At 63.9% G+C, this 13,049-nt stretch carries 11 protein-coding genes and 1 pseudogene; 1 reads left to right on the top strand and 11 read right to left on the bottom strand.

Annotated features, from left to right (window positions below):
• Positions 1-31: 31 nt before the first annotated feature.
• The 10 genes from DY468_RS13105 to DY468_RS13060 all read right to left on the bottom strand — a co-directional run bounded on the left by DY468_RS13105 (position 32) and on the right by DY468_RS13060 (position 11,696).
• On the bottom strand, positions 32-1,021 hold the full coding sequence (locus DY468_RS13105; RefSeq protein WP_164605242.1) for a FecR family protein: 990 nt from the start codon (positions 1,019-1,021) through the stop codon (positions 32-34).
• Between the two features lie 119 nt (positions 1,022-1,140).
• Complete coding sequence (locus DY468_RS13100) at positions 1,141-1,899, bottom strand: iron ABC transporter ATP-binding protein (protein ID WP_164605241.1); 759 nt, start codon at positions 1,897-1,899, stop codon at positions 1,141-1,143.
• Positions 1,896-2,846, bottom strand: a complete 951-nt coding sequence (locus tag DY468_RS13095) for an iron chelate uptake ABC transporter family permease subunit (protein WP_164605240.1) — start codon at positions 2,844-2,846, stop codon at positions 1,896-1,898. Before DY468_RS13095 ends, DY468_RS13100 begins: the two co-directional genes overlap by 4 nt.
• Positions 2,839-3,816, bottom strand: coding sequence for an ABC transporter permease (locus DY468_RS13090; RefSeq protein WP_164605239.1), 978 nt, complete (start codon positions 3,814-3,816; stop codon positions 2,839-2,841). The genes DY468_RS13095 and DY468_RS13090 overlap by 8 nt, the downstream gene beginning before the upstream one ends.
• On the bottom strand, positions 3,813-4,718 hold the full coding sequence (locus DY468_RS13085) for a siderophore ABC transporter substrate-binding protein (RefSeq protein WP_164605277.1): 906 nt from the start codon (positions 4,716-4,718) through the stop codon (positions 3,813-3,815). The genes DY468_RS13090 and DY468_RS13085 overlap by 4 nt, the downstream gene beginning before the upstream one ends.
• Positions 4,709-5,626: a sugar phosphate isomerase/epimerase family protein gene (locus DY468_RS13080; protein ID WP_164605238.1), complete on the bottom strand. Its 918-nt coding sequence runs from the start codon at positions 5,624-5,626 to the stop codon at positions 4,709-4,711. The genes DY468_RS13085 and DY468_RS13080 overlap by 10 nt, the downstream gene beginning before the upstream one ends.
• Positions 5,626-6,936, bottom strand: coding sequence for a DUF6005 family protein (locus tag DY468_RS13075; RefSeq protein WP_164605276.1), 1,311 nt, complete (start codon positions 6,934-6,936; stop codon positions 5,626-5,628). Before DY468_RS13075 ends, DY468_RS13080 begins: the two co-directional genes overlap by 1 nt.
• A complete protein-coding gene (locus DY468_RS13070; RefSeq protein ID WP_164605237.1) occupies positions 6,933-8,201 on the bottom strand; it encodes an AMP-binding protein in 1,269 nt (422 codons plus the stop codon). The genes DY468_RS13075 and DY468_RS13070 overlap by 4 nt, the downstream gene beginning before the upstream one ends.
• Positions 8,198-9,556 carry an IucA/IucC family protein gene (locus DY468_RS13065; RefSeq protein ID WP_246700967.1) on the bottom strand — a complete coding sequence of 453 codons (1,359 nt, stop codon included), beginning with the start codon at positions 9,554-9,556 and terminating at the stop codon, positions 8,198-8,200. Before DY468_RS13065 ends, DY468_RS13070 begins: the two co-directional genes overlap by 4 nt.
• A 358-nt stretch (positions 9,557-9,914) precedes the next feature.
• Positions 9,915-11,696, bottom strand: coding sequence for an IucA/IucC family protein (locus tag DY468_RS13060; RefSeq protein WP_164605235.1), 1,782 nt, complete (start codon positions 11,694-11,696; stop codon positions 9,915-9,917).
• Positions 11,697-11,971: 275 nt separating this feature from the next.
• Between DY468_RS13060 and DY468_RS13055 the strand changes: the two genes are divergently transcribed.
• Positions 11,972-12,472 (top strand): RNA polymerase sigma factor, encoded by a 501-nt coding sequence (locus tag DY468_RS13055; protein ID WP_246700966.1) that lies wholly within the window; start codon positions 11,972-11,974, stop codon positions 12,470-12,472.
• 468 nt (positions 12,473-12,940) lie between these two features.
• Here the strand turns inward: DY468_RS13055 and DY468_RS25010 are convergent.
• Positions 12,941-13,049, bottom strand: a pseudogene (locus DY468_RS25010) (IS30 family transposase); the annotation flags it as partial.

The following is a 13,049-nucleotide window of genomic DNA, read 5'->3' as shown; positions in this document are numbered from 1 at the left end:
GAGGCAAAACCCGTAAAAATACTGAGAAGCATTACCGGTAGATCAGCGTGGCCACGCCGGGCACCGACAGGGTACGCACGCCAAGGGTGGCGCGCAGCGCCTCCAGCACCGACTCCCGATCGTCGGCGCGAAAAGTACCGGACAGCGTCGTCCTTTCGAGTTGCCGATCGACGATCAGCACGTGACCGGGCGCCATCTTGTCGAGTTCTTTGACGACCTGCGACAGTGGTGCGCGGTCGACGATGATCAGGCCGCGCCGCCACGCGAAAGCCTGGTCCGGTTCGATCGCGGTTGGCGTGCCCAGGCGCCCGTTCTGGAACGCGACCCGTTGCCAATCGGTCAGATCGACTTGGAGATCTGTCGTCTGAGGGTCTGAGACAGCGACCCGGCCGTGCTCGACAGTCACCGCCGCAGCATCGCGATCGACTTCGAAGGCGGTGCCGCGAACCTGAACGTCCACCTGTCCAGCGTGGACGGTGAAAGGACGTGCGGAGTCGGCAACGACGTCGAACCAAGCGCGGCCGCGCAGCAGGGTCACGACGCGGCGACCGCCCGCCATGTCGCTGTTCAGCGCCGTGTCGCCGTCGAGCACCGCCAACGAGCCATCGGCGAGGCGCACGTCGCGCCGTTCACCAGGGCGCGTGGCCGCATCTGCAAAGGCCCGGTCGATGAGGCCGGGATCACGCCACATGAAGATCGCCGCCACCAGCGCCACCACCGCCGAAGCGGCGGCGAACTTCACGTCGATTTTTGCTGGCTGGCGAGGGCGCGGAGTCGGGACTGGCGCCGGTGCGTCGCGGTGCCATCCGGAAGCGGCGAGCTGCGCCGCCGGCTGATCGAGCGCACCCCAGAGCTCCGAGACTTCGTGCATCGCCGCAGGATGCGCGGCATCCGACGCGAGCCAGATCTGGTAAGCGCGGCGGGTCTCGTCCGATACGAGCGGATTGTTGAGGCGGACGAACCACTCGGTCGCCTCCGGGAGCGCCCGCTGACGGTCGTCGTCATTCGATGCGGTGTTCATCTCCACGCCATCTCTCGCGCTGTGCGGGGGCATGATCGAGGTCGCGCGTCTCCAACGCGCGGCCGTCGCCGCATTCTCGCGTGGGATCGTAGGATGCCGTGTTTCAATGCATCAAGACTTCATAAGTGGTTCAGAACGATCGGCTTGCCGTGATAGCTTTCGACCGGCATCTCATAGCCGAAGATCCGCTGCAAGCTGGTTGTGTTTGCGATCAGCGCCGGAGGGCCGTTCGCGACCACCGCGCCGTGCTTCAGGGCGACGATGTAATCGGCGTAAGTCACCGCCTGATTGATATCGTGCAAAACGATCACGATGGCCCGCCGTTCGCTGTCGGCGATCTCGCGGAGGGCGCGCATCAGCTCGCGGGCATAAAACATGTCGAGATTGTTGAGCGGCTCATCCAGCAGCAACCATCGCGTGCCCTGACAGAACGTCATCGCCACCAATACGAGTTGCCGCTGTCCGCCGGACAGCGTGTCGATGAAGCGGTCGGCGAATGACGTCAGATCGAAGCGTTCGAGCGCGGCCTGGGTCAGTGCCCGATCTTCGTCGGTGATGCGGCCGCCATTGTGCGGGAACCGGCCGAAGGCGACCAGCTCACGCACGCGCAGCCGGCTGGCAATCGCCGGATCCTGCCGCAGGATCGCGAGCGTGCGGGCGAGTATGCGGCTCGGCGTCGCGCCGACGGTCAAGCCGTCAACCGTGATGGTGCCTTGCTGCAATGGCTGAAGCCGGGCGATCAGCGATAACAGGCTCGATTTGCCGGCTCCGTTCGGCCCGATCAACGCGGTGACGCCGGTCTCCGGGATTTCCAGATTGATGTCTTGGAGGATCGGCGCGCCCTGATGGGCGAGCGAGACGTTGTTCACGACGATCATCGCCGGACTCCGTGCAGAAGCATTACGAGGAACACCAGACCGCCGACGAACTCGATGACGACGCCAAGTGTTGAGGCGCCGCCGAGAACATGCTGCAGGATCGTTTGGCCGCCGACCAGCACGATCACGGCGACCAGCGCCGCGGCCGGAAGCAGGATCGCGTGGCGCCGCGTATCGATCAGCCGTTCGCCGAGGGCGACGACCAGCAGGCCGAAGAACGCCACCGGCCCGACGAGCGCGGTCGAGACCGCGACCAGCGCTGCGACCAGCATAATCATGCCCGCAACGACGCGCGGCCATTCCAGGCCAAGGCCGGTCGAGACATCGCGGCCGAGCGCCAATACGTCGAGGACGTGGCGCATCCGCCAGACGATGGCGATGCCGACCAGCGTCAGCGCGCAGGCGGCGATCAGAAGCTCGCCGTGGATCTTGCTGAAATTGGCGTAGCTGGCGCCCTGCAGCACCACGAAGTCGTTGGGATCGATCAGCCGGGCGAGCAGCGACGACAGGCTGCGGAACAGCACGCCGACGGTGACGCCGGTGAGCAGCATCAGGATCAGGTCCATGCGGGCCTTCAGCAGCGGCAGAAACAGCAGCGCCGCGAGGATCACCATCACGGTGGCCTCGCCGGCGAACTTGAGCCGCGGGTCCAGCACCGCGAAACCAAGCCCGCCGATGGCGAAGACCAGCAGCGACTGGCTGAACACGTAGAGCGCGTCGAGTCCCATGATCGACGGCGTCAGGATCCGGTTGGTCGTCACCGTCTGAAACACCACCGTCGAGACTGCGATCGAGACCGCAACTACGATCAGCGCAGCCAGGCGGACGGCGCGCAGTTCGAGCGCGAACCAGACGTTTCCACGCAGCCCGACCGTCATGTAGGCTGCGATGCAAGCGAGCGCGACCACGCCAAGCGAGGCCAGGACGATCGTCGATCTGTTACGCATGGGACGGACGGCGCAATAGAAGCCACAGGAATGACGCTGCGCCGACGACGCCCAGCACGGTGCCGACGGGGATCTCGTAGGGGAAGTGCAGCAGCCGGCCGATGATGTCGCAGGCGAGCACCAGCGCGGCGCCGCTCCCCGCGACCCAGGGGATCAGCGATCGCATATTGTCGCCGATCAGCCGCGAGACCATGTTGGGAACCACGAGACCCACGAACGGGATCATCCCGACGATCACCACGGTCAGCGCGGTGACGATCGAGATGATCAGCAGCCCGATTTGCATCATGCGGGCATAGTCCAGCCCCAGCCCGACACTGACGTCGCGTCCGAGCGACATCAAAGTGAGGCGGTCGGCGAACGCCCAGGTTACGGCGAGGACAGCGGCCGAGACCCACAGGAGTTCGTAGCGACCGCGCAGCACGCCGGAGAACTCGCCGTTGGTCCAGATCTCGATGAACTGCAGCAGATCGGTGTGCCAGGCGACGAAGGTAACGGCGGCGCCGACCACGCCGCCGTAGACCAGCCCGAACAGCGGCACCAGAAACGGCTGCGTCGGCGGCAGCCGATGGGCGATCGCCAGGAACAGCGATGTGCCGGCGAGGGCGGTCAGGCTCGCGACCAGTGTCTTGGTGGCGATCGAGGCCGAAGGGAGCAACAGCGCCACCAACAGGATGCCGAGCGCGGCGCTCTGGCCGGTCCCCGCCGTGGTCGGCTCGACGAACCGGTTGCGAGCCAGCGTCTGCATCACCAGACCGGCAATCGCGAGGCCGGCACCGGTCAGAACGGCGGCCAGCGTGCGTGGCAGCCGGCTCGCGGCGACGAGATAAAGCGTATCCGGATTGGTCAACACGTCGCGCGGCGCGACATCGCCGACGCCGACGAAGATGCTGACGGCGAACAGGGCGACCAGCGCCAGCAGCGCGGTCGTCCCGGCGGAGCGCGAAGCGGCTCGCTCGACTGCGATCATCGCGGCTCCGAGAAGCCGCGGGTGAGAGCCGCCAGAACGCGGGTCATCGCCTGGATGCCACCGCCGGCGATGTAGAGATCGGCGGAGGGAAGATAGATCACGCGTCCGCTCTTCCAGGCCTTGGTGTCACGCACCAGCTGGTTGTCGAGCGTGGCTCGCGCTTGATTGTCGCCGGCCCCGATCGCCATCGCGCGATCGACCACGATCAGCCAGTCCGGATCGGCCTTGCGGACGAACTCGAAGGAGACCGCTTCGCCGTGGATCGAGGGGGCCATGGTGGTTACCGCCGGCTCGATCTGGAGCGTGCTGTGAATCCAGCCGAACCGCGATCCGAGGCCAAAGGCGGAGATCTTCGGCCCGTTGGTCATCACGATCAGCGCGCGTCCTTTACCCTTGGCCGCATCGCGTGCCGCGACGATTGCCGCGTTGAACTTCTGCTTTTCTTGCTCGGCGGTCTGCTCGCGGCCGAACAGCCGGCCGTAGGCCTGAAGCCGGGCTTCTGCATCCCGGACCAGTTCCTGTCCGTCGATCGTCATGTCGATCGTGGGGGCGATACGCGAAGTGAACTTTGCCTTGGGCGATGAACGACCACCGAGAATGATCAGATCCGGATCGAGCGCGCTAAGGGCTTCGAGATTAGGTTCAAACAGCGTGCCGACGACCTCGCCGGCGGCAGCGGCTGATTTCAGTTCGGGCAGGAATACCCGATCCGGTACGCCGGCGGCCTTGACGCCGAGCAGGTCGAGCGTGTCGAGCGCCGCCATGTCGAAGACGGCGACGCGAGACGGTTTGGCCTGCACTCTGACCATACCTTGGGCGGTCTGGATCTCGATGGTTTCCGCGGAGGCCAGCGCAGGCAGAGCAAACGCGGCGAGCATGGCGATCATACGGATCAAATACATGAAGGTCCTTTTGAAGAGGCGACGTGCCCGGCGGCACGCGACACTGCCCGCCGCGCCTGCTGCGTGGCCGCCGAGCCGCGGCGGCCTCTCGTCGATATCGAGCGGGCGAGTATGGCTAGCCGATCCCGGGCCAGGGTTTCGAAGCAATCGTGACCGAACCATTCGAGCGACGCTTCCGCATCGGTCTCGCCCGCCAAGGCCGAAAGGAAGCTATCGTAGTCCATCGCGCCGTCGAACAATGGCACCATGCCGTCACGGCAACCGGCTGCGGAATAGACGTTCTCAGGGGCGAACACACCGAGCTCGGCGCGCGATCGAACGTTCTTGAGATGATAGTGCCCGATGAATTCGGCGAGCGTCCGGCGCGCCAGGACCGGATCATCGCCTGCTTCCCAGACATGCAAAGCATCGAAATTGATACCGAGGCCTGGGTGATCCGCATCGGCCAACAGGCACAGCGTCGACTCGACACTGTCTGCCAGCGTGTTCGGGTGTGTTTCGACCAGCAGGCGGATGCCGTGATCTTGGACGATGCCGGCAATCTCGCCGATCCGGCGGGCCAGGGCTCTGCGCTCGTCGCGCGAAAGTGCGGCACTTGGCCTGTTACCGGCGAAGGTGCGGATCTTTGGCGCCGACCAATGCTGTGCGATCCGGCAGAGCTGGATGGTCCGGTGGCGAATGTCAGCAAAGTCGCCGTCTGTCGGCAGGTAATCGCTCAGCATCGGCACCGACAGACCGCAACTGCGAATCCAGTCTGCACCGTATTCCGGGTGCGTCCGCATCAAGCCGCGCGCGTGAGCGCCCCACAGTTCGACACCGTCGAAGCCGTTGCGTTGTGCCCACTCCACGATCTCGCTGAAGCAGAGCAGGTGATGGCGGAACGTGATGGTGCAGACCGAGAGTTTCATCACCGCGCACCGACACGGCGTTCACGGGGCATCGCCTGGGTCAGACCTTTTAGGGCGCACCAGGCGATGAAGACCTCGTGCAGCTTGGCCTTGATCGCGGTCTCCAGAGCATCCAGGTGATCCAGCGCCTGATTGATGTCGGCGGCGCAGGCGCGATCCTCGGTCTGGGCCAACCGCAGGATCTTCAGATGCAACGCCGGGAGGCCGAGCGCGAGCTCTTCGATCCGGTCGCACCACGTCAGGAATGCGTCGTTCGGCAACTCCAGTTCGCGCCAGAAGAAGGCGAAGCCGTGCTCGTAAGCCCATTTCCGGATCGACAGCACGGGAAGCTCACGTACCGCATCGCCGAGCGCCTGAAGGCGCAGGCCGTCGCGGCAGCCGAGATGGGCATCGACGACTTCGCGGATGCGGCGGATCAGCGGATTGTCGTCGGATATGAAGCACGCCAGAAAATAGTCGCCGATGTCGGCGGCGGTTGGCAGCCGTATCGAGCGGCGATCGAATACGTAACCGCCGGCGACGCTCGGCTGAGCGACGGCGTTGAGGATACGGTCTTTTGCGATCGGTCCCTCCCAGCGGAAGTCGGGATCGCGAATCTGCCAGATCTCCGGATCCTCCGTCGCTTCGACCATCAGATAGTGCGGAAATGGGTTCTGGTTGAACTTGTTCTCCCGCTCCGGCAGATGGAACATGTCCAACATCACCATCACGCTTTCGGGCGGCTGTCGGGCGGCGACCAAAGCCATCAGCCTGTCGAGATTGGCATGTTTGGGTGCCGAGTGATCGTACCATTCGGTGACATGCACGCCGTAGAGTCGCTCGAACCATTGGCAGAAGAAGCCGTGGCTGATCTGATCGCTGTGATAGCGCAGTTGAAGCTTGTCCGAGACGGCGAAGTCGGCGTCCCAAAGACCGAAATACATCGGGCGATGATCGAGGCCGGCGGCCTTCACAGCGTCGCAGAGACACGACACGACGCAATGCACTTTGATGTCCGGATAGACGTCGGCATGGACGTCAGGAGAGTCCGCGACTGCGGTATCACTGGCGCTCGAGGTAGCCGGGGAAGAACCGGCTAACAACTCCACCAGATCGCTCACTGTCTCGATCGCCGTCGCTGCGACGGCCGCTTCGGGGACGGGGATGCCGTGATCGAGCTCCAGATGCAAAAGCAGGTCCAGCATCAATACCGAGTCGAGATAGAGGTCGGCATTCAGCCGTGATTTTGGGCCAAAGCCGTCGAGATGCTGGTTGTTTAACCGCTCGGCAAGCACTTGGCGGATCGCGGCCGTAATCTGCTCGCGAGTCACGCGGCGGTCTCCTCTGCCAAAAACGCGAGGCGTCCTTCGGCATGCAAGGCGGCGATCTCTCGCCGGTTGATCTTGCCGTTCGCCTGCCGTGGCAGCCGGGGTAGGCGCACCGTCTCCATGGGGACCTGATGGGGAGCCAGGTTCTTGATACACCAGTCGCGCAGCTCCGCCGGCGCAATGCTGCGGTCCGCGCTGAATGCCACAGCGACCCGCTCGCCCGCGAGAGAATCCAGACGTCGGAATACGACCGCGTCGGTCACACCCGGCATCGCCATCACCACGTCCTCGACCTCCTTTGGATAGACGTTGAGGCCAGAGACGTTGATGGTGTCGTCGAGGCGACCGACGAACACCAATGTGCCATCGTCCTTGGTGTAGCCGAGGTCGGCCGTCCGGATTTCGCGGTCGCCGACGTGGACCACGATCTCCCGCGGCTGACGAGCATCTCCGGCCTCGACCCGTAGATGGGGCAGCGGCAAGCCCATGTCGCCCGATGCGGCCAGGTTCGGGTTGATCGCCACGCATCCGGCTTCCGAGCAGCCATATTGCTGAAACAGATGCGTCGTCCGGGCTCGGATCGTCATCAGCCATTGGTCTGGCAGCAGGGTGCCGGACGTCATCGCAGCATGGATCGTCTCGCCTGCGGGCAGCAGGCGGGCGATGGTGTGGAGCATGGCGGGCGATGAATACAGTAGCGGCCGGTTGGTCTGGCGCAGGCGAGCGATGAGATATTTTGGATTGGCCGTGCCGAGAATGTGCGGAATCTGGCCGCGGCGGAGCCCGATCAGAACGCCGCAGATCAGTCCGTAGGAATGCGTGATCGGACATGCGATCAGCGGCGTCATGTCCTGCGGGGCGGTGAAGGTCGTCACATAGCTATCGATCTCGCGATCGATCTCAGCCCAACTGCGGGCGACCCGCTTCGGTTCGCCAGTGGTGCCGGATGTGGTCTGCATCAGCCCGCCGGGACCGGGACCTTCGCCGCCGAGATCCTCGATGGCGAGCCCATCTGTCACCAGCCGGTGGCAGCCGAGGTCGATTGCCAGCCGGCGCGCTGCAGCACGCGGCGTCGACGGATGGATCGGCAGCACGCTGGCGCCGGCATCGCGGATGGCGAGCAGCAGCGCCAGGAATTCTGCCGGATCGGACAGGCAGACTGCAATGCTCAGCTTGGACCGGTCATTGAGGCCGACTGCCTCAGCGGCGCGAGCGCCCATCGCCTGCAGCAGGGCCTGATCGTAGAATTTGTCGCCGACCTGAATCATGCGTACTCCCGTGCGATCGGCGCGACGGCCGCAAGTGGATTTGGGACTTTGTGTTGGAGAGCGTCGCCCGGCAGGCCGAGCTTTCGGGCGAGCAGGCTTTCGATCACGATCTCAGGTGTGCCGAAGCCGAGACGGGCGACGCGCTCACCGAGGCCGTGTTCGGCGATGTCGGCGGCCAGACGCAACGACACCCGATGCCAGAAAGCCCCCTCGCTGAGGCCGTAGAAGCTCTCCACCAGATGCGAGATCTCGGATAGATTGAACACGAACAGGCAGTCGACGAACAGATCGCGCAGGTCCTCCGGCCGTTCCATCCAATAGTACTGGTTCGGCAGCGCGCGACGATAACGAGGATCGAGCGCTGGAAAATCCGGCGCCAGATTGGGATCGGCGAGGAAGTCCGGCACGAACTCCAGACTGTCGTGGAAGTCGCGCAGGATCAGACGTTCGGGCCAGCCGTCGCGGTGGACCAGCACCATGTTTTGGCCGTGCGCTTCGGTGGCGATGCCATGGACGACGAGCAGCCGCCACACCGGCAGCACTGCGACGTCGATCAATCGGTCGAGCCATGGCTTGATGCCGTAGCGCTGCAGCCACGGATCGATGAAGGGCAGGCCATCTGCTTCGATCGCCATCAGCGTATTGAGCGGTACTGCGCGCTCGCCATCCGCAAGCTTACTCTCGACGCTCTCCCGCCAGATCGCCGCGACGTCTCCCCCGAGTGGACCATCCCGATCGACGATCGCGCCGGCAAATTCGCGGACGATGTCGAGCCGATAGCGGGTTTTGAACAGCGGGTCGCCGTCGAGAACTGCGTCGAGCCAACGCGACAGCAGTGGGGCGGTCGCGACCGAATGCGCCTCGATGTTGCGGCGAGTCGAAGTGTTGACGATGCCGAGCGACAGCTTCACGCTGCTCCGGCATGGGCTCTGAGCGTTACTGAGCGTCCGAACGGATTGGCTGGCGCGATAGGCGTCACCGGCGACTCCGAGATGGTGAATTCGGCCGGACTCGAGCAGGGGACGCAGCCGATCGGCCGACAGATCATGCCATTGCCATGGATGGATCGGCATCAGGCCGAAACGTCCGTGTTCGAGGCCGAGGGCAGTCGCGCGCGCTTTGATCTCTGCGAGTCCGAGGCCGCCGAGTTCACGCTGCCAGAACGTCTCTTCGGCGTCTGGCAATGACAGATGGATGAGATCCCGGGTGACCGCGAGCCAGACCAATTGGAACGAGCCACCGGCTTCGGGGCCGTAACAACGGTGGTCGTGCTCATCGAAACCGGTGCGCGACTTGAAGCAGGGATGGTAGGGGTGCCCTTCGTCGATTGCAGCGTCGAGTGCGGAGAACGACATCAGTCGCCGGTCGCGGCGCGGAGCATGGAGCCGATTCCAACGCACCAGTGCCTCGGTCTGACCGAGTTCCTGAGCGAGCCGCGCTCGCTCACGCGAGCCACCGGGAAGGGCCGCAACCGCATCGCCGATCGACGCCGGACGCCACGCGCTGCCGGTTCGGCACTCGACCGTTCCCGGCTCGAGGCGAGGCCGGCCGAACGCGCCGAGGCGGCCGCGCGCTCGCCAGGCTTGCCTGCCACTGCGCCACTCGAAGGGCCGCGCCGGGGCGGCCGCCGATGCTAAAGGACCGAACAGATTTTCGTACAACGCCGCGGCAATGAGCTGGCGCACGATCCGCTCATCCGGTCGGGCAGGGATGTCACCGGGAAGCGACACGAGCTTCTCCCCGTCGCGCCGGACGGCGATTGCCGAACAGCGGATTTGCCAACTGCACATAGATCGCGCGGCCGTCCTCGGCCTCCAGCTCGTCGATGTCGAACATCCGTGTCAGCAGATTGGCCTTCGCGGCAACAGTCGGACGCTCGACAATGCCGATGGCGAAGTCGCGTCCGACGCCGCCGAGTTCGTGCGCCAAATCGTTGAGGCGATCGCGCAACATAATCAGCAATGCTTCTTCGTCGATCAGTCGATCCTGCCCCATGCGGGCGATCACCGAGCAGAGCTGATTGACGATTAGGTAATAGGCAAAGCGCTCCTGGATCACGCGATCGTCAAAATACAAGCCGCCGATCTCGGCGGTGTCCGGCACCAGCGCGACCAGCCGATCGCGATGGGCATTGGACAGGTAGAAGCCCTGATTGTCCCGATAATAGGACGCGGTCGGCAGCCCGGCCGAGACGTCGAGCAGGACGTTCTGCTGATGCGCTTCCAAGGCCACGCCCAGTTCGTCATAGAGCTTGACGAGCGGGTCCAGCGCGCAATCGAGATAGGCCGAGAACCATTGCCGGGCAGCGCTCGCCACTGGCACGCCTTGCTGCGCAGCATGGTCGCGCACCAACAGGTCGAGCCGTGAGCGCGCGCAAGGCGGAGGATCGGCGGTCAGGGCCGCGATCGTGATGCCCTTGCTCTCGTTGCCCGCTGTGAATGGATTCTCGCGGAAGATGACTTCGAACCCACTCTCGGTGCGGCCGGGAAGCGCGAGCGTCAGGTAGGCTGGATCGCGGATCAGGCGGAAGCAAGGATGGCGCGCCAGGAAATCGGTGCGCGCAAACAACCGCGACATTGCGACCCCGGCCTCGAGTTCGGGCATCCGATTGATCCGCAAGGAATTGGTGATCCGTACCGGCAGGGAGAATTTCAGCATCCACGGAATCTCCGGGCTGTACAGCGTGCGGACCGAGGACGTCGGCGAGAACTCCGCCCCGAACGAACCGAGGCGGCGAAGCCGGCCTTGCCTGGCGAGGTCGGCGATGTCGGGATCGAGCATCACGGCTTCTGCCTGCAGCGGATGGAGGGGCAGAAGGGCTTCGCCGGGACGCAAGGTCGGGCGATCGGCCACCGGGAGGAGTGTCTCGATAATGTCAGAGACGGAAATGTCTTCGGTACCACCGTGACGTAACAACGCAGCGTCGACGGCGAAGTATGTGAGCGGAAATCGGCCATGATGCTCCGGCGCATAAGCAGGCTTCTGCCAATCGGTCATGCCTTGCCGACTCTTCGGCGTCGGGTGCAGCCAATGCCCGAATATCAGGCTCTGTTCGCCGTCGAGGAAGGTTCGGCCTGCCTCCCCGGATGACCGCTGCAGGCTTTCGGCAATGCACTGATAGCTCGCGAGTACGCGGCCAAGCAGCTCTACCTCCTCATTGCGCAGCGTTTTCGTCCGTGCGGCGCCGATTCCAGAATAGCATTCCTGCACCATCAGATAGAGCGCGCGCAGCGGTGCGATCTCATGCCAGGCATTTTCCGGTGCTCGGCAAATGAAGACGCGCCCGAAGCGGAGCGGACCGCACAGCGACTCCCGTTCGATTTCGGCGCGTAATGTCGCAGCCGACATCGGACAGGACCACTCGACGTAGGTCCGCCGATCCCCGCACCCCGGCCGTTCCTGACAGGGCATTCCGGGGTCGATTTCGCGCCGGTAGCAATTGGCAAAGCTTTGGAACGTAGCGCGTTCGGCGATCTCGCGCATGGATTCGGGCATCGGTATGTCTTCCGCATAGCGGCCCGACTTGCTGGGCCGTATGGGTTCAACGGTCGACAGCGCCCAACCCCGTAATCGTAGCCGGGTGCATTGTTTAGAATTCAACCAATCATCGATTGCAAAGACCGGGCGGCGTTGACAGATCCGCGAGGAATGCGGTTAGAAGAATGACCGGCGGTAATGCCTCCGAGCTTCGAATTTCGTCGCGATCGTCTCGGTGGTTACTTCGGACGCTTGGCGTTCGGTCGGGGCTGATGCGCTACGATGGGGATCTCATGTCGTCTGCGACAGAACTGCTCAGTATATTTGGAGCGGAGCAGGGCCAGCTCAAACGGATGGTGCGTCGCATCACCGGCAATGCGCATACTGCGGAAGACGTCGTCCACGAGACGTTCATCAAGTTGATGAATCGCAAGGTGACCGAACGGGACGTCGGACTCGTCGTCACGACCGCGCGCAATCTCGCTTGCGACACGATCCGGGCAGAACGCGTCCGCGCCTCTTATGCCAGCAATGTTTCGTCGGAGCAGTTGCAGACCGGCGTGGTGGACCCCGAAGATGCGGTGGCGAGCCGGCTGGATCTCGACGCGCTGCTACGTGCGCTGCAGACGTTGCCGGTGCGCACCCAGCGGATCTTTTTGCTGAGCAAGGTCGACGGCATGACCTATCCGCAGATCGCGCGCAGCCTGAACATCTCTGTCTCGACCGTGGAGAAGGAGATGATCTCCGCTCTCGAATTCTGCCGGACTTGGCGGCAACGGCGTGAGACTATTTAACTCTCGCGCCCGTTCAGAGCGCTCCTGCCGCGATTGATCATCGGTACGGCTAAGACGCACGATCGATGTTGCTCGCAAATACAGCATTTGCCAAAGACAGCTAGAAGCTGAGTCCGTTCGCGGCGGCTCCGGATGTTCTCGCTCCTGTTGGATTTGAGCTTCCACTGAATGTTGACCGAGCCACAGTCAGAGCCTCAGCGGTTACGCTGCAGTGAGACTGAACCTTCAATTGCCTGACCTCTGACCTGCCGCTGAGTTTTTCCTGCAGTTGGAGTTATAGTCCGGCCAGATGGGGAGGGACTGACCTGCCACTGACCTTTCATCTAGCTGCAGTTGGAGACTCGGCGGCTTTTGTGCCGGTCGGCGTATGTCGAGCACCGGGTGATCGGCGAAGCTGGTCGGTGTTGCGGAGTGGATCGCCCGTTGCGGTGAAGGTGGCGGCAGAGGCCGCTGGGGTGAGGGATGGATTCACGGTTGAAGTGCAACGGTTGATTTGAGTTTGGAGAATGCCTCGGCGGGCGTTCTGAAGTCCAGGCATTTGCGCGGAGTGTTGTTGAGGCGTTCGACATGCTTTCTG

Origin of the sequence: Rhodopseudomonas sp. BR0M22 (assembly GCF_010907035.1) — a bacterium.
Lineage (GTDB): Bacteria > Pseudomonadota > Alphaproteobacteria > Rhizobiales > Xanthobacteraceae > Rhodopseudomonas.
This window is presented reverse-complemented; position numbering and strand designations above follow the sequence as displayed.